The organism is Terrirubrum flagellatum (assembly GCF_022059845.1).
Taxonomy (GTDB): domain Bacteria; phylum Pseudomonadota; class Alphaproteobacteria; order Rhizobiales; family Beijerinckiaceae; genus Terrirubrum; species Terrirubrum flagellatum.
The window spans coordinates 2,932,654-2,949,849 of record NZ_CP091851.1; the positions used below are offsets into that span (position 1 = coordinate 2,932,654).

Consider the following 17,196-nt stretch of genomic DNA (forward strand, 5'->3'; position numbering starts at 1 on the left):
AAGACTCGCGAGCGCCAGCGAGCGCGAAGCGAGCGCCTATCGCTTGTTGACCTGCGCCACGGTGAAGGCGGCGGTCTCCGCATAGCCCTTCACGATCGCCTTGCGCAGATTGTAGCTCAGCACATTGTCGATATCGTCGAAGCCCGCGGGCTTCAGCTTCTCCACCGCATCGATGACGCGCTCGGGGCCGCCGACGCGATTGACCTTCACGATGTCAGCGGTCTTCGGCAATCGCTCCTGCTCATAGAGCATCAACGCGCGCAGCGGATGCTCCGACTTCGCCAGCGCGTCGGCGAGACAGCGCGCATCGAGGATCGCCTGCGACGCCCCGTTCGATCCTACGGGATACATGGGATGGGCCGCATCGCCGAGCAAAGTCACGCGGCCGAAATGCCAGCGCGGCAGCGGATCGCGGTCGCACATGGGATATTCCCACACGCCCGGCGTCGCGCGCACCAGCGCCTCGATGTCGATATCGGGAATTTTGAAACGGCGCGCGAAAGGCAGCACTTCTTCGAGCCGCGCCTGACGCGACCATGAATTCTTCGGCGGCGGCGACGTCGCGCCATCCGCCACCTTCACATTGACGACCCAATTGGTGAGGCGCGTCTTGTCGCTCTCGCCGGCGCCGATGGGATAGAAGACAAACTTCGCGCCCATGCCGCCCGAGATGTACATGGTCTTCCCGTCGAGATGGGTCGGCCAGTCGGTTGCGCCGCGCCACATCATCACGCCGTTCCAGCTTGGATCTTTTTCCTGCGGATAGAAATGCGCGCGCACGGCGGAGTGGATTCCATCGGCGCCAACGAGAATATCGCCGCGCACGGTTTCGCTCGACAGACCGTCGGCCGTATCGAGAAAATGCGCGGTGACGCCGCCCTCGCCCTGAATGAAGCCTGCAAGCCTGCGGCCGGTGCGCACCGCATCCTTGCCGAGCCGCTCGATCACGGCGTCATAAAGCGCCTTCTGGAATTTGCCGCGATGGATGGAGAATTGCGGCACGTCGAATCCGGCGTCGAGGCCGCGGAATTCGCGCCACACCTCCTGCCCCTGCATGTTGAGATAGATCAATTCGCGCGTGCGCACGCCGACCTTGTCGAGCGCGGGAAGCAGGCCGAGATCGGCGAGCTCCTTGATCGCATGCGGCAGCGTGTTGATGCCGACCCCGATCTCGCGCACCTGGCTCGCCTGCTCATAGATCACCGCATCAAGACCGCGCTTGTGCAGCATCAGCGCCAGCGTCAATCCGCCGATGCCGGCGCCTGCGATGATCACTTTCATGCTGTTCCTCCGATGCGCTGATTCTTATCAGCGCTCGCGCGTTATTCAATTCACGCTCTCGCCGTCCCCGGAACGGTGAAGCGAACGAAGTGAAGCGGAACCGTGTCCGGGGCCAGAGAATGACTTGCGAGCGACCCGCCACGCCGAAGCAAAGCCATCAGCTTTGCGAAGGCGGGAGCGAGCGCAAATTGAGAGCGCCTTCGGCGCAACTTCTCCCGCTGGACCCCGGTCTCCATTCCGCTCGCTTGACGCTCGCTGCATGGAACCGGGGACGGCGCCCGCCTCCTCCGCCGCGATGCGCTCAATCTATGCGCATCGTCTCTTATGTCCACGCCTTCGCCTGCAAACGCTCGCGCGCTGCTGCGTCGAGACGGGATTCGCCGAGACGACTCTTCGGCTTCGCCCGCATTTTGAGATCAATCAAATCGGCCTTGTCGCGCGGCGCGTTGCGGAGCTGCTGGTCATAGCCCGGCTGGTAGGGCTTCGGCACGCCCATGTCGCTCACGCCGGCCCAGGCGCCGCCGCGCAGCGCGAAGGCGGGATCGGCGAGATGCGGCCGGCCGAACGCGATGAGATCGGCGCGGCCCGAGATCAGCAGCGTGTTCGCCTGATCGACCGAGGTGATATTGCCGACGCACATGGTCGACACCTTCGCGACATTGCGCACCTGCTCGGCGAAAGGCGTCTGGAACATGCGGCCATAAATCGGGCGCGACTTCGGCGAAGTCTGGCCGGTCGAGACATCGACGAGATCGACGCCCGCTTGCGCAAAGGCTTCCGCGATCTCGACCGCATCGTCGCCGTCGATGCCGCCCTCGATCCAGTCGGTCGCGGAAATGCGCACCGACATCGGCTTCTCCTTCGGCCAGGCGTCGCGCATGGCTGCGAACACTTCGAGCGGATAGCGCAGCCGGTTCGCAAGCGAGCCGCCATATTCATCGGCGCGATGATTGGTGATCGGCGAGATGAAACTCGCGAGGAGATAGCCGTGGGCGGCGTGCATCTCCAGCATGTCGAAGCCGGCGCGATCGCCAAGCTCGGCGGCGCGCACGAAATCCGCCTTCACGCGATCCATGTCGGCGCGCGTCATTTCACGCGGCGTCCGGCTTTCGGGGTAATAGGGCAGCGGCGACGCCGACATGATCTCCCAGCCGCCTGATTGCAGCGGCCGGTCCATGCCGTCCCACATCAATTTCGATGCGCCCTTGCGGCCGGCATGGCCGAGCTGAAGACAGATCTTCGCATGCGAATGACCGTGGACGAAATCGACGATCTTTCGCCAGGCCGCAAGCTGCGCATCATTCCAGAGTCCGGCGCAGCCCGGCGTGATGCGCGCATCTTCCGACACGCACACCATCTCGGTGAAGACGAGGCCGGCGCCGCCCATGGCGCGCGAGCCGTAATGCACGAGATGGAAATCCTGCGGCATGCCATCGACCGCGGAATACATGCACATCGGCGACATCACGAGGCGATTGGCGAGCGCCATGTCGCGCATCCGGAAAGGCTGATAGGCCGGCTGCCGCTTGCGCTCGGCTTTCGCGACGATTCCCGCATGCTCGACGCTCCTGGCGAAGTCGGCGGTGACTTCCGCGACAAATTCCGGCGCGCGCAATTCGAGATTGTCGTAGGTGATCGATTTCGCGCGCGTCATCAGGCCGAAAGCGAATTGCAGCGGCGGCATCTTGATGTAGCGCGAGACATGCTCGAACCAGACGAGAGAGACGTCGGCGGAATGCTGCGTCTTCTCGACCTCCTCGCGCCGCCCGGTCTCGAAGCGCGCAAGCCCGTCCTTCACATTACCTTTCGCCGTGACGAGCGCGCGATCAAGCGCGATCGCATCCTCCATCGCGAGCTTGGTGCCGGCGCCAATCGAGAAATGCGCGGTCGCCTTGGCGTCGCCGAGAAGAACGACGCGATCATCCATGGTCCAGCGCTTGTTGCGGATCATTGGGAACTGGCGCCAGAGCGAACGGTTGGTAATGAGCTTGTGGCCTTGCAACTCCTCGGCGAACACCTTTTCGAGAAAGCGCGCGGATTGCGCCTCATCCATCGCGCCGAGTCCGGCCTTCGCGAAAGTTTGCGGATCGGTTTCGAGCACCCAGGTCGAGGCGCCGGCCTCATACTGATAGCAATGGGCGATGAAAACGCCATGCTCGGTTTCTCGGAAGAAGAAGTTGAAGGCGTCGAACGGCCGCGTCGATCCCATCCAGGTGAAATGGTTGGGCCTGAGATCAGTCTCGGGCTGGAAGTGATCGCGAAACGTCTCGCGCACGCGGCTGTTGATGCCATCAGCCGCGATGATGAGATCAGCGTTGGGGAAGGCGTCGAGGCCCGGCGCCTCCTGCTGGAACGAGATTTCGACGCCGAGTTCGCGCGCACGCTTCTGCAGGATCAGCAGCAGCGTGCGGCGCGAGCAGCCGCAGAAGCCGTTGCCGCCAATGCGCTGGCGGCGGCCGCCGAACACGATTTCGATATCGTCCCAGTAGGAGAAGGCGTCGGTGATGGCGCGATAGCTCTCGCGGTCCGCCGACTCGAAGGCGTCCAGCGTCTGGTCGGAGAAGACGACGCCGAAGCCAAAGGTGTCATCAAAGCGGTTGCGCTCGATGATGCGGATATGGGCCTCGGGGAAGCTCTTTTTGATCAGGATGGCGGCGTAGAGCCCGGCCGGGCCGCCGCCGATGACGCCGATCTCCATCTCGATCTCCGCCGTCCAAAAATGCTTTAAGCTTAAAATAATTGGTTCCGGCCGGCTCGTAAAGGGGCTGTGGCCCGAGCCGGCCGGGCATGCGCCCTGCGGCGTGGCGGCGCGCGACCGCGGGGCGTAGCTGGGTTAAGAGGCGCAATCCGCCGTTGGAGGCCGTTCATGAGCTGGTCCGTCAAACAATATGTCACGTTCGAGGATGAGCGGACGCGGCCGGTGCGCGATCTCCTGCGCGCCATTCCGACGACCGACGCGCGCCGGGCCATCGATCTCGGCTGCGGGCCCGGAAATTCAACCGAGGCGCTGGCGGCGCATTTTCCTCAAGCCGCGGTCTCCGGCATGGACAGTTCGCCCGAGATGATCGAGGCGGCGCGCAAGAGGCTGCCCAACATTCCCTTCGAGGTTGCGGCGATCGAGACCTGGAGCGCGAAAGAGCCGCTCGACGTGATCTTCGCCAACGCCGCGCTGCAATGGGTGCCGGACCACGTCTCGCTTTATCCCCGCCTTGTGGCGCAGCTCGCGCCCGGCGGCAGCCTCGCGGTGCAGACGCCCGATAATCTCGATGAGCCGGCCCACCGGCTGATGCGCGAGGTGGCCGCCGACGGGCCGTGGAAGGACAAGCTCGCCAAAGCCGCCGGGGCGCGCGCGCCGCGGGAGTCCCCGGACTGGTACTACAATCTGATGAAGCCGCACTGCGTTCGCGTCGATGTCTGGCGCACGATCTATCATCATCCGCTCGCCGGCGGCGCGAACGGAATCGTCGAGTGGTTCAAGGCGACAGGGCTCAGGCCCTTCATCAATCCGCTCAGCGAAGCCGAGCGCGAGGCTTATCTCGATCGCTATCGCGCTGAACTGGCGAAGGCCTATCCCGCGCTTGATGACGGGACGGTGCTGTTGCCGTTTCCGAGGTTGTTTGTTGTCGCGACGCAGTAGAGAAGCCGCTTCGCGAATTCTTGCGCTGGGCCCCGGACACGGTTCCGCTCACTTCGTTCCGCTGCACCGTTCCGGGGACGGAGACAGCTTCAATGTTTTGGAATGAAGCTCTCTCCGTCCCCGGATTCATGTAGCGAGGCGAAGCCGCAGCGGAATGAAGTCCGGGGCCCAGCGCAAGATGTCGCGCCGCAGGCGCGACCATATGCAGTGAATTGAGCGACGCGCCTCACGCCTCCGGCGGCGGCAGGAAATCGACCTCGTGCTTCGCCGAAAGCGCGACCACCTCCGGCGGCGACTGCTCCTTCATATTGTGGATCGCCCAGAAGAGATCATAAAGCCTTCGCGTCGGCGCGACCCAGAAGAAGCATTTCACCGTGCGGTCGGTCTTGTTGAAGATGCCGTGCGGGATGCCCATCGGCAGGCGGATGAGATCGCCGGCTTCCGCCGTCACTTCCTTGCCGTCGAGCAGGAGATCGAAGCGGCCTTCGAGCATGTAGATGAATTCATCCTGAGTCGGATGAATGTGCGGCGGCACAAACGTGCCAACAGGAAAGGTCGCATGCCATGACATGGAATGCTCGCTCACCTGCTTCGGCACATAGGTCTGGCCGAGGATGTTCCAGGAGATTCGGTCGATTCCTTCATCGGCGCGCGTGACGCCAGCAGACATTTTCATCATGCGGTTCTCCTTTTAGTTTGCATCGGCCCTTCACTCGCTCCCCGTCCCCGGTTCCATGAAGCGAGGCGCGAGCCGAGCGGAATGGAGACCGAGGTCCAGCGAAAGAATCGCGAGCGGAGCGAGCGCTTCAATAGGGATAAAATTCACGCGCGCCTGCCCGGCTACGCCGGAGCGAAGTCGCTCCGGCTTCGCCGAGGCGAGCGGCGCCATTTTTCCGCTGGACCCCGGACACGGTTCCGCTCCGCTGCGCTTCGCTCCACCGTTCCGGGGATGGAGCGCGTTCTTCCGGAAATCCTCACACATGCAAATAACGATCCTTGATTTCGGGCGCTTTCTTCAAATCTTCGTTCGATCCCGCCCAGACCACGCGGCCCTTCTCGATCACCACATGACGGTCGGCGAGCTTCGCCAGCGCATCGACATTCTTGTCGATGACGAGAATGGATTCGCCGTCCTTCTTCAGAGCGGCGAGGCAGGCCCAGATTTCGGCGCGGATCAGAGGCGCCAGCCCTTCGGTCGCCTCGTCGAGCACGACGAGCTTTGGATTGGTCATCAGCGCGCGGCCGATCGCGAGCATCTGCTGCTCGCCGCCGGAGAGCTGGTTGCCCATATTTCGCCTGCGCTCCTGCAACCTGGGAAAGAGCTGATAAATCCGCTCCAGAGTCCAGCGCGCCGGGCCGAACCGCGACGCGGCCGTGGCGATGAGATTCTCCTCGACATTAAGCGTCGGGAAAATCTGCCTGCCTTCCGGCACCAGTCCAAGGCCAAGCTGCGCGATGGCGAAGGGCCGCGCATTGGTGACGTCCTTCCCGGCGAAACTCACCTTGCCCGCCTTCGCCTTCATCAGGCCGAAGATCGTGCGGATGGTCGTCGTCTTGCCCATGCCGTTGCGGCCGAGCAGCGTCGCGACTTCACCGGGGCCGATATCGAGATTGACATCGAACAGCACCTGGCTGTCGCCATAGGCCGCCTGAAGTCCGCGCACCTCAAGCATGGCGGAGTTCCTGATGAGTTGATCTTGAAGACCCCCCTCCCGGTCCTGCGGACCACCCTCCCCCACAAGGGGGGAGGGAACGCGCGGCACTATGGCTGCCTCTTGAAACGACAATCCGCGTTTTCTTGCGAACAACACGGTTGTTGGGATCAGCGCGCGATGCTTCCGCTCCCCTCCCCCCTGGTGGGGGAGGGTAAGGGAGCGGGGTGTCAAAGCTTCGCATCATCACGCCGCCTCCTCGCCGAGATAGGCGGCGCGCACGGCGGGATCGCTGCGGATGGCGTCCGGCGTTCCCGTCGCGATGACCTTGCCATAGACGAGCACGCTGACGCGGTCCGCGAGCGCGAACACCGCCTCCATGTCGTGCTCGATCAGCACGATGGCGAAGCGGCCCTTGAGCTCCGCGAGCTTCGCGGTCACGGCGAGCGACTCCTCCTTGCCGGTTCCCGCCAGCGGCTCGTCGAGCAGCAGCGCCTTGGGCTCGGTCGCAAGCGCGATCGCGATTTCAAGCAGGCGCTTCTCGCCATGGGAGAGCGCGCCGGCCGGAATCATGGCGCGCGGCCCGAGCCCAACAAGCTCGATCGCCGCCATCGCCTGATCATTGAGGCTCTTCTCCTTCGCGGCGGCGGCGAAGAAGCGGAAGCTCGATCCCTCGCGCGCCTGCACGGCGAGCGCGACATTTTCCAACACGGAAAAGCCCGGCAAGATCGAGGTGATCTGGAAAGATCGCGCCAGTCCGCGCTTCACGCGTTCGCTCATGGGAAGCCTTGTGACGTCTTCGCCGGCGAGGCTGACGCGGCCGGAATCCGAGCGCAGCCATCCCGAAAGCTGATGGATGAGCGTCGTCTTGCCCGCGCCATTCGGGCCGATCAGCGCATGCAGTTCGCCCGGCGCGACATCGAGCGAGACGCCATCCGAGACCGTCAGCGCGCCATAGCGCTTGCAGAGATTGTCGACGCGCAGCAGCGGTTCAGCCATGGCGCGCGCCCGTCAGTCGCGCCGCGACTCCCATGACGCCGCCGCGCGCGAACAGCACGACGAGCACGAGAATGGGACCGAAAATCATCTTCCAATGCTGCGTGACGCCAGCGAGCCATTCCTCCAGCAGCAGGAAGGCCAAGGCGCCGAAGATCGGGCCTGCGAGCGTGCCGACGCCGCCGAAGATCGTCATTGCGAGCAATTCGCCCGAGCGCTGCCAGGACATATAGGCCGGCGAGACGAAGCCGGTCTGGTTGGCGAGCAGCGCGCCCGCGAGCGAAGCCATCATGCCCGAGATGACATAGGCTGCGAGCTGATAGCGGAAGGCTGAGAAGCCGATCGCCTCCATGCGCACAGCGTTCTCCTTCGCGCCGCGCAGCACGCGGCCGAAGCGCGACGCGACCACGGCGCGCAACAGCAGAAAGCATCCGATGAGCGCGACAAGCACCGCGTAATACATGCCGCTATTGCTGGCGAATAACGGCGCGCCAAGGAGTCGGCTGCGGCCAGGCAGCGTCAGCCCGTCATCGCCGCCATAGGCGGAGAGCGACACCGCGAAGAAGAAGATCATCTGGCTGAATGCCAGCGTGATCATGATGAAATAGACGCCCTTCGTCCTGAGCGACAAAGCGCCTGTCACGAGCGCGAACAGCGCCGAGGCGACAAGCGCGGCGATGAGCTGAAGTGAGAATTCCTCGACGCCGTGCGAGGAGAGAATCCCGACGGCATAAGCGCCGATGCCGATGAAAGCGGCGTGGCCGAACGACACCATGGCGCCGAAGCCAAGGATGAGATCAAGCGACAGCGCTGCGATCGCAAAGATCATCATCCGCATGACGAGATCGATGATGTAGCTTTCAGCGCCTGCTTTCGCGAGGAGCGGGACAAGCGCGAGACAAGCGATCAGGATCGCGAATGCGATTTCGCGAGCGTTGAAAGGACGATTTTCTCTCACGGCGGCGATCAAGGCGCGCACTCGCCGTTCGCCTCCCTCCCCCCGTTTGCGGAGGGGAGGGACCGAGGGTGGGGGGCGCCTTTAAGCCGCGAGCGGCGGCTAATCCCCCCACCCTTACCCTCCCCTCCGCAAGCGGGGGGAAGGAATGGCGCCGTCGCGGCTCGACTGAAATAACAGCGGGCTTGCAGCAACATCATCGCTGCGCCGGGAACAGGCCGGCCGGCCTGAAAAACAGAATGGCGGCCATCAAAATGTAAATCAGCATCGGCGCGAGCGCGCGGCCGGTCTGGCTCGCCGCGGAAGGATCAAGCATCATGCGCAGCAATTGCGGGCCGAATGAGCGGCCCAGCGTATCGACGAGACCGACGAGCAAGGCCGCCGCGAACGCGCCGCGGATCGAGCCGATGCCGCCGATGACGATGACGACGAAGGTGAGGATCAAGAGATTGTCGCCCATGCCGGGTTCGACCGAGAGGATCGGCGCCACCATCGCGCCGGCGAATCCTGCGAGCATCGCGCCGAAGCCGAAAACGATCATGAAGAGACGGCCGATATCGACGCCGAGCGCCGACACCATCGGCGCATTCGCAGCTCCTGCGCGCACCAGCATGCCGATGCGCGTGCGGCTGACGAGAACGGCGAGCAGCACCGCAACCGCGAAGCCCGAGCCGATCACGACGAGACGCCAGACGGGATAAAGCAACCCGTCCATCAGACGCACGCTGCCCGAGAGCGCGTCAGGGATCGGCACGCTCAGCGGCGCCGCGCCCCAGGCGACCTTCACCGCCTCGTTGAGAAAGAGAATGATGCCGAAAGTCGCGAGCACCTGATCGAGATGATCGCGCCCATAGAGATGGCGGAACACAAGCGCTTCCAACGCCAGCCCGAACAGCAGCGCCGTCGGCAGCGCGAGCATGAGGCCAAAGAAGAAATTCCCCGTCATCGCCGTGAACCAGGCGGCGAGATAGGCTCCGACCATATATTGCACGCCATGGGCGAGATTGATGAAATCCATCACGCCAAAGACGAGCGTGAGCCCGGCCGCGATCAGGAACAGCAGCACGCCGAACTGCAGCCCGTTGAGCGACTGCACGAGGAAAAGCGTGAGGGACATTTAAGAACGCAAAGTCGCCGCAGTCCCCTCTCCCCGCTCGCGGGGAGAGGGTGGATTGCGGAACGCAATCCGGGTGAGGGGCGGTGTGATCATTAAATGCGGCCCCTCATCCGGCTCGCTTCGCTCGCCACCTTCTCCCCGCAAGCGGGGAGAAGGAAGCCTCTCACTTCATCTCGCATTCCTTCGTGTAGGGATCGACGTCGTTTGCGAAGATCTTCTCGCGGATCTGCGTCTCGAACTTGCCGTCGGCGCGCTTGGCCACCTGCACGAGATAGAGGTCCTGGATCGGGTAATTGTTGTTGGAGAAGGCGAACGACCCGCGCAGCGACTTGAAGTCCGCCTTCTTCATCGCCGCCGTGATCGCCTTCTTGTCGCCAAGCTTGCCGCCCGCGGCCCTGATCGCGCTGTCGATCAGCATGATCGCGTCATAGGCCTGCATGGCGTAGGTGCCGGGCACCTTGCCGGTCGCCGCTTCATAGTCCGCGACGAATTTCTTCGAGACGGGGTTATCGAAGTTCGGCGCCCAGTTCGCGCCGCCGAAGAATCCGACAGCCGCATCCTGCTGCGCCGGCAGCGTCGATTCATCGACCGTGAAGGCCGACAGGAACGGGATCGTCTGCAGACCAGCCTGACGATACTGCTTCACAAGATTCACGCCCATGCCGCCCGGCATGAAGGTGAACACCGCATCCGGCTTCGCCGCTGCGATCTTCGCGAGATCGGCGGAGAAATCCATGGTGTTCAGCGGCGCATAGGATTCCTCGACGATCTCGCCCTTGAACTTGCTCTTGAAGCCGGCCATCGAATCCTTGCCGGCCTGATAGTTCGGCGTCAGCAGATAGACGCGCTTGTAGCCCTTGTCCTGCGCATATTTGCCGAGGATCGCGTGGACCTGGTCGTTCTGATAGGACGTGACGAAGAAATTCGCGTTGCACTGCTTCCCGGCGTAGCTCGACGGCCCCGCGTTCGGGCTGATCAGGATCGCGTTCGAATCCGTGACCGGTTTGAAGATCGCCTGCAGCACGTTCGAGAAGATCGGACCGACGACGAACTGCGCGCCATCGCGCTCGACCAGCGCCTTCACCTTCGCCACCGCGACGTCGGGCTTCAATTCGTCATCGACGGTGATGACCTCGGTGTCGACGCCGCCGACCTTGCCGCCGAGATTCTTGACGGCGAGATTGATCGCGTCGCGCGCCTGCTCGCCGAGATTGGCGGCGGGCCCTGACAGCGTCAGGATCATGCCGATCTTCAGCTTCTCCTGCGCGGCGGCCGGGCCGCCAAGCGCCGCAGCCAGAGCGAGCGCAAGCAATGCGCCGCCAGTTCGCTTCATCATTTCACTCTCCTCCGCGGCTTACGCCGCCCCTTAAAAATCCGCTGCGCCATCTTGGCGCGCGCCCACCACGCTGCCAACCCGGCCTTAAGTCGTCGCCAGGCCCCAGATCTCCTCGACCATGCGGCTGTCGGGAACAGGCAACTCGTTCAGCACGGTGAAGTGGTTGCAGCCATTGACGACGCGCTTCGTCACGTCGAGCCCAGCCTTGCGCCAATGCTTCACGAGATCGCTGGTCTGCCGATGATATTCGTCGGACTCCGTCTCGCCGACGGCGACGATCGCCCGGCCCTGCTTCGGCGCCGGCCAATAAAGCGGCGACAGGCGGCGCGCCTCTTCCTCATCGAGCTTGAAATCCGCATTGAGCGAAATCTTCGTCATCGGAATCAGATCGGGCAGCGCCGAAATGGGATAGGACGCCTTGATGATGTCGGCGGGGAGATCGGCGGCCCAGGCCGGCCAATCCGTCGCCATCAGCGCCGCCGCCAGATGGCCACCGGCGGAATGGCCGCTCACCGTCAATGGCCGCTTGAATCGCCGCCAGAGATGGGCGGCGCACTGGCGCATCTCCTCGAGAATCTCCGCGAGCGAGACATAGGGCGAGAGATCATAGGTCGGCACGGCGACGATCGCGCCCTTCGCCACCAGACCCTTCGCCATATGGCTGAAAGACTTCTGATCGAAGGCGCGCCAGTAGCCGCCATGGATGAACACCGTCACCGGCGCGTCGTCGGCCTGCGCCGGAAAGAAGATGTCCATGACGCAGCGCGGCGTTTTTCCGAAGGAGACGTCGGCCTCCATCTTGGCCTTGTCGCGGAAGGCTTTCGCGTCGTTTCCCCAGCGCGCGATGATCGTCGGATGGGACGCCACACGCGCGCGGTTGTCGTATTCCTTTTCCCAGTCGATCATGGCTCCGCCTCGGCTGTATCAGCGCCATCTCCCGCGCCGCCGCCAACCGATCTTCCCCTGTTTCCCGCCGTTGCGCAGGCCCGGCAATTATTTTATGCTTAAAACATATCGGGGTTGCGGCCCGCGTCAAGACTGATGTGATGAGCCTTGTCGATCAACATGTTCTGGTGACCGGCGCCGGCCGCGGAATCGGCGCGGCGATCGCCGCGAGGCTGACGAGGGATGGCGCGCGCGTCACCGCACTCGGCCGCTCCGAAGCGCCGTTGCAGGCGCTCGTCGCGCGGGGCGCAGCCGCGTCCTATGAAACGGCCGACGTCACCAGCGAGGCTGCGATGGCGGAGGCGTGCGCGAAAGCCGCCGCGAAGAATGGCCCGATCGATGTTCTCATCGCCAACGCCGGCGGCGCCGAAAGCGCGCCTTTCCTGAAAACGAACGCAGCCGCGTTCCAGCGCATGTTCGATCTCAATGTGATGGGCGTCGCGAACGGCGCGCGCGCGGTGCTGCCCGGCATGATCGAGCGCAGAAAAGGCCGCATCATCGCGGTCGCCTCGACGGCGGGCTTGCGCGGCTACGCCTATGTCTCGGCCTATGTCGCTTCCAAGCACGCCGTCATCGGCCTCGTGCGCTCGCTCGCGCTCGAAACGGCGAGGAGCGGCGTCACCATCAATGCGGTCTGCCCGGGTTTCGCCGACACCGACATGACCGAAGAGAGCATCGCGAAAATCATGGAGAAGACGGGACGGAAGCGCGATCAGGCGCTGGCCGAACTCGCCAAGCACAATCCGCAGGGACGGCTTATCGCGCCCGAGGAAGTCGCTGACGCCGTGGCTTGGCTCATCGGGCCGGCGGCTTCGGCGATCACGGGCCAGTCGATCGCCGTCGCCGGCGGCGAAGTGATGTGATCATGACAGACGAACTCGTCGCGCTCGATGCGGAAGCCAAGGCGCTCGAAGCGCCGCACGACCACAAGGAAGAGCTGCGCCTGTGGCTCAGGCTCCTCACCTGCGCCAACTTGATCGAAGCGACCGTGCGCCGCAAATTGCGCGACGGATTCGATGAGACTTTGCCGCGCTTCGACCTGATGGCGCAGCTCGACCGCGCGCCCGACGGCATGACGCTGTCCGAGCTCGCGCAACGCATGATGGTGTCGAACGGCAATCTCACCGCTTTGGTGGAGCGGCTGGTCGAGGCCGGCCAGGTGACGCGCCGCGCCGCGCCTTCCGATCGGCGCGCGCAGATGGTGGCGCTGACGCCGAACGGCCGCAAGGCGTTCCGCAAGATGGCGACCGCGCACGAGGACTGGATCGCCGAGATGATGTCGGAATTGACTCCGAAGGATCTCGCCGACCTGATGCGCAGCCTCGGCAAATTGAAGAGTTCCGCCCGCGCCGCAGCGGAAAAAATGAGCGCCCCATGACTTTCGCCAACGCCACGACGCTTCCTCTCTCCGCTTTCAAGCCGCAGCATTTCCTGCTCGTGGTCGAGGACAAGGTCGCGACGATCACGCTCAACCGGCCGGAGAAGAAGAATCCGCTGACCTTCGAGAGCTATCGCGAATTGACAGATTTCTTCCACGCCGCGGCGAAGGACGACGAGATCAAGGCCTTTGTCATCAGAGGCGCCGGCGGCAATTTCTCCTCGGGCGGCGACGTGTTCGAGATCATCGGTCCGCTGGTCGAGATGAATACGAAAGACCTGACGAAATTCACCCGGATGACCGGCGAACTGGTGAAGGCGATGCGCGCCTCTCCGCAGCCGATCATCTCGGCGGTGGAAGGCGTCTGCGCCGGCGCCGGAGCGATCATCGCCATGGCGTCCGACCTGCGCATCGGGGCTGCGAGCGCGCGCGTGATGTTCCTCTTCAACAAGGTCGGCCTCGCCGGCTGCGACATGGGCGCCTGCGCGATCCTGCCGCGCATCATCGGCCAGGGCCGCGCGAGCGAACTGCTCTACACCGGCCGCCCGATGCGCGGCGAAGAGGCGGAACGCTGGGGCTTCTTCAATCGTCTCGTCGACGCCGGCGCGCTGCTCGCCGAGGCGCAGAAGCTTGCGAAGGAAATCGCCGACGGCCCGACCTACGCCAACGCCATGACAAAGCGCATGCTTGAGATGGAATGGGCGATGTCGATCAATGACGCGATCGAATCCGAAGCCGTGGCGCAGGCGCTGTGCATGACGACGGAAGATTTCGCCAGAGCCTATCGCGCCTTCGCCGCGAAGCAGACGCCTGTGTTTGCAGGGGATTGATTCTCGTGACGAGCTCGCGACTCTTTCCTTTTGCGTCATTCCGGGGCGCTCCGCAGGAGCGAGCCCGGAATCCAGAAAATCGCGCCGCTGAATCATCTTCTGGATCCCGGGCTCCTCGCGGAGTTCATCATCGGACACGCCAAAGGTGTGATCCGTTGGCTCGGCCCCAGGATGACGGAAAATTTCGAGATGACTGACTCGTCCTTCCTCAACTGGCCGTTCTTCGATCCCGCGCATGCGGAGTGGAAGCGCCAAGTCGACCAATGGGCGCGCGATGTCGGGCTGAAACTCGTTGATCATCACGATGTCGACGGCTCCTGCCGCAAGCTCGTCGCGGCGCTCGGAGAAGCCGGCTTTCTGAAGGCCGTCGCGCCGAAGGAATATGGCGGGCTGTTCGCGAGTTATGATGTGCGCTCGCTCTGCCTCGCGCGCGAGACGCTCGCCTATCATGACGGGCTCGCCGATTTCGCCTTCGCCATGCAGGGGCTGGGCACGGGGCCGATCTCGATTGCGGGAACGCCGGAGCAGAAGGCGAAATATCTTCCCCCTGTGGCGCACGGCAAACATATCGCGGCCTTCGCGCTCTCCGAACCGGACGCCGGCTCCGACGCCGCCGCCATGACGACGAGCGCTACGCCCGACGGCAACACGCATGTCAGGCTCAATGGCGAGAAGATGTGGATCTCGAATGGCGGCATCGCCGACCATTACGTCGTCTTCGCGCGCACCAATGAGGCGCCGGGCGCGAAAGGCGTCTCCGCCTTCATCGTCGACGCCGACACGCCCGGCCTCGAAATCGCCGAGCGCATCGACGTGATCGCGCCGCATCCGCTGGCGCGACTGAAATTCACGGATTGCCGCATTCCCGCCGCGAACCGCATCGGCGGCCCCGGCGAAGGATTCAAGGTCGCCATGGCGACGCTCGACGTGTTCCGCTCGACGGTCGGCGCCGCGGCGCTCGGCTTCGCGCGCCGGGCGCTCGACGAGGCGCTTCATCGCGCGACGACGCGGCAGATGTTCGGAGCAGCGATGAGCGAATTGCCGCTGACGCAGGCGGCGCTGGCGGAAATGGCGACCGACGTCGATGCGTCGGCGCTGCTCGTCTATCGCGCCGCCTGGACGAAGGACAAGGTCGCGCCGCGCGTGACGCGCGAAGCGGCGATGGCGAAGATGGTCGCGACCGAGACCGCGCAGAGCGTGATCGACAAGGCGGTGCAGATTTTCGGCGGCCTCGGCGTCAGATCGGGCGTGAAGGTCGAGACGCTTTATCGCGAGATCCGCGCGCTGCGCATCTATGAAGGCGCGACCGACGTGCAGAAGATCGTGATCGCGCGCGAGACGCTGAAGGGCGCGCAGCCTTTCGCGAAAGCGGCAGAGTAATTGCTTTCATCGCGGGAGATCTGACGGAGGCGATGATGGAAAGAAGCGCACATCTCGACAGTTTCGCGCGCGACAACCTGCCGCCGGCGGAATTGCAACCAGCCTATCTCTTCACGCGGCCGGAGCTTCAATATCCCCAGCGCTTCAACTGCATCACGGAATTCGTCGATCGCTGGGTGAACGAAGGACGCGGCGATCATCCCTGCCTCATCTCGCCTTCGGAAACGCTGACCTACGCCGAATTGCAGGCGCGCATCAATCGCATCGCGAATGCGCTGACGACGAAGGTCGGCTTGAAGCCCGGCTATCGCGTGCTGCTGCGCTCGGCCAACAATCCGATGATGGTCGCGGTCTATTTCGCGGTCATCAAGGCGGGCGGCATCGTCGTCGCCACCATGCCGCTCCTGCGCGCGAAAGAGCTCGCCTATCCCATCAGGAAGTCGAAGATCGCGCTCGCCATCTGCGATGCGCGGCTGCGCGATGAAATGGAGAAAACGCGGCCGCTCGCGCCCGAGCTTGAAAAGGTGATCTATTGGGGAAGCGGCGAACCGGATAGTCTCGACGCGTTGATCGCAGACTGTTCGCCCGACTTCACCGCCTGCGACACCGCGAGCGATGACGTCTGCCTCATCGGGTTCACCTCGGGCACCACAGGCGAGCCCAAGGGCACGATGCATTTCCATCGCGACATGCTCGCGATCTGCGACGGCTATGCGCGCAACGTGCTGCGCGCTGACAAGGATGACGTGTTCATCGGCTCGCCGCCGCTCGCCTTCACCTTCGGCCTTGGCGGCCTCGTGCTGTTTCCGCTGCGCGTCGGCGCGACCGGCGTGCTGCTGGAGAGAGCGGGGCCGGACGATCTCATCGCCGCGATCGCAAAATTCAAGGCGACGGTCTGCTTCACCGCGCCGACCGCCTATCGCGCCATGCTTGGAAAGATCGGCCAATTCGACGTTTCTTCACTTCGCAAATGCGTGTCGGCCGGCGAGCATCTGCCGAAGGCGACTTTCGAGGCGTGGGAAAAGGCCACAGGAATCAAGCTGCTCGACGGCATCGGCGCAACGGAGATGCTGCATATCTTCATCGCCGCGCGCGAAGAGGAGATCAGGCCGGGCGCCACGGGCAAGCCGGTGCCGGGCTATGAAGCAAAGATCATCGATGCGGATGGCAAGGACGCAGCGGTTGGAACGGTCGGCCGGCTTGCGGTGCGCGGTCCGACAGGATGTCGCTATCTCGCCGATGAGCGCCAGAAAAAATATGTGATCGATGGCTGGAACGTCACTGGCGACACGTATCTCATGGATGGCGACGGCTACTTCTGGTATCAGGCGCGCTCCGACGACATGATCGTGTCGGCGGGCTACAATATCGCCGGCCCCGAAGTGGAAAGCGCGCTGATGGCGCATCCCGCCGTGGCGGAATGCGGCGTGGTCGGACAGCCCTGCCCCGAGCGCGGCATGATCGTGAAGGCCTATATCGTGCTGCGCGCCGGCTTCGCCGGCGATGACGCGCTCAAGAAGACGCTGCAGGATTTCGTGAAGCAGGAAATCGCGCCGTTCAAATATCCGCGCGCGATCGATTTCGTCAGCGCGCTGCCGCGCACGGAAAGCGGCAAGCTGCAGCGTTTCGCGCTGCGCGAAATGGCCGCGCGCGAAGCGATGGCGACGCGCAGCGCCGCGGAGTAGAGGT

At 64.0% G+C, this 17,196-nt stretch carries 15 protein-coding genes; 6 read left to right on the forward strand and 9 right to left on the reverse strand.

Annotated elements, in window-relative coordinates:
* Positions 1-36: 36 nt before the first annotated feature.
* Both L8F45_RS14260 and L8F45_RS14265 read right to left on the reverse strand, forming a co-directional pair.
* The gene (locus L8F45_RS14260) at positions 37-1,281 is read right to left on the reverse strand and encodes a flavin-dependent oxidoreductase (RefSeq protein ID WP_342358547.1); all 1,245 of its coding nucleotides are present in this window, start codon (positions 1,279-1,281) and stop codon (positions 37-39) included.
* Between the two features lie 322 nt (positions 1,282-1,603).
* Positions 1,604-3,979, reverse strand: coding sequence for a bifunctional salicylyl-CoA 5-hydroxylase/oxidoreductase (locus L8F45_RS14265; RefSeq protein ID WP_342358548.1), 2,376 nt, complete (start codon positions 3,977-3,979; stop codon positions 1,604-1,606).
* Positions 3,980-4,147: 168 nt separating this feature from the next.
* Between L8F45_RS14265 and tam the strand changes: the two genes are divergently transcribed.
* Entirely contained in the window at positions 4,148-4,918 is a 771-nt protein-coding gene (tam, locus tag L8F45_RS14270) for a trans-aconitate 2-methyltransferase (RefSeq protein WP_342358549.1), read from the forward strand.
* A 226-nt stretch (positions 4,919-5,144) separates the two neighbouring features.
* Here the strand turns inward: tam and L8F45_RS14275 are convergent, their stop codons facing one another.
* The 7 genes from L8F45_RS14275 to L8F45_RS14305 all read right to left on the reverse strand — a co-directional run bounded on the left by L8F45_RS14275 (position 5,145) and on the right by L8F45_RS14305 (position 11,880).
* Complete coding sequence (locus L8F45_RS14275) at positions 5,145-5,597, reverse strand: cupin domain-containing protein (protein ID WP_425329922.1); 453 nt, start codon at positions 5,595-5,597, stop codon at positions 5,145-5,147.
* A 295-nt stretch (positions 5,598-5,892) separates the two neighbouring features.
* Positions 5,893-6,591 (reverse strand): ABC transporter ATP-binding protein, encoded by a 699-nt coding sequence (locus tag L8F45_RS14280; protein WP_342358550.1) that lies wholly within the window; start codon positions 6,589-6,591, stop codon positions 5,893-5,895.
* A gap of 225 nt (positions 6,592-6,816) precedes the next feature.
* Positions 6,817-7,569, reverse strand: a complete 753-nt coding sequence (locus L8F45_RS14285; RefSeq protein WP_342358551.1) for an ABC transporter ATP-binding protein — start codon at positions 7,567-7,569, stop codon at positions 6,817-6,819.
* Positions 7,562-8,536 carry a branched-chain amino acid ABC transporter permease gene (locus L8F45_RS14290; protein WP_425330022.1) on the reverse strand — a complete coding sequence of 325 codons (975 nt, stop codon included), beginning with the start codon at positions 8,534-8,536 and terminating at the stop codon, positions 7,562-7,564. Before L8F45_RS14290 ends, L8F45_RS14285 begins: the two co-directional genes overlap by 8 nt.
* Before the next feature lie 181 nt (positions 8,537-8,717).
* Positions 8,718-9,638, reverse strand: a complete 921-nt coding sequence (locus tag L8F45_RS14295) for a branched-chain amino acid ABC transporter permease (RefSeq protein WP_342358552.1) — start codon at positions 9,636-9,638, stop codon at positions 8,718-8,720.
* A gap of 163 nt (positions 9,639-9,801) precedes the next feature.
* Positions 9,802-10,971 (reverse strand): ABC transporter substrate-binding protein, encoded by a 1,170-nt coding sequence (locus tag L8F45_RS14300; protein ID WP_425330023.1) that lies wholly within the window; start codon positions 10,969-10,971, stop codon positions 9,802-9,804.
* Positions 10,972-11,058: 87 nt separating this feature from the next.
* Positions 11,059-11,880, reverse strand: coding sequence for an alpha/beta hydrolase (locus L8F45_RS14305; RefSeq protein ID WP_342358554.1), 822 nt, complete (start codon positions 11,878-11,880; stop codon positions 11,059-11,061).
* A gap of 140 nt (positions 11,881-12,020) precedes the next feature.
* Here L8F45_RS14305 and L8F45_RS14310 point away from each other — a divergent pair, with 140 nt between their 5' ends.
* The 5 genes from L8F45_RS14310 to L8F45_RS14330 all read left to right on the forward strand — a co-directional run bounded on the left by L8F45_RS14310 (position 12,021) and on the right by L8F45_RS14330 (position 17,192).
* Positions 12,021-12,782, forward strand: coding sequence for an SDR family NAD(P)-dependent oxidoreductase (locus L8F45_RS14310; protein WP_342358555.1), 762 nt, complete (start codon positions 12,021-12,023; stop codon positions 12,780-12,782).
* 2 nt (positions 12,783-12,784) lie between these two features.
* A complete protein-coding gene (locus L8F45_RS14315) occupies positions 12,785-13,297 on the forward strand; it encodes a MarR family winged helix-turn-helix transcriptional regulator (protein WP_342358556.1) in 513 nt (170 codons plus the stop codon).
* On the forward strand, positions 13,294-14,127 hold the full coding sequence (locus tag L8F45_RS14320; RefSeq protein WP_342358557.1) for an enoyl-CoA hydratase family protein: 834 nt from the start codon (positions 13,294-13,296) through the stop codon (positions 14,125-14,127). Before L8F45_RS14315 ends, L8F45_RS14320 begins: the two co-directional genes overlap by 4 nt.
* A 189-nt stretch (positions 14,128-14,316) precedes the next feature.
* Complete coding sequence (locus L8F45_RS14325; protein WP_342358558.1) at positions 14,317-15,507, forward strand: acyl-CoA dehydrogenase family protein; 1,191 nt, start codon at positions 14,317-14,319, stop codon at positions 15,505-15,507.
* Positions 15,508-15,542: 35 nt separating this feature from the next.
* Entirely contained in the window at positions 15,543-17,192 is a 1,650-nt protein-coding gene (locus L8F45_RS14330) for a benzoate-CoA ligase family protein (protein WP_342363452.1), read from the forward strand.
* Positions 17,193-17,196: the final 4 nt, after the last annotated feature.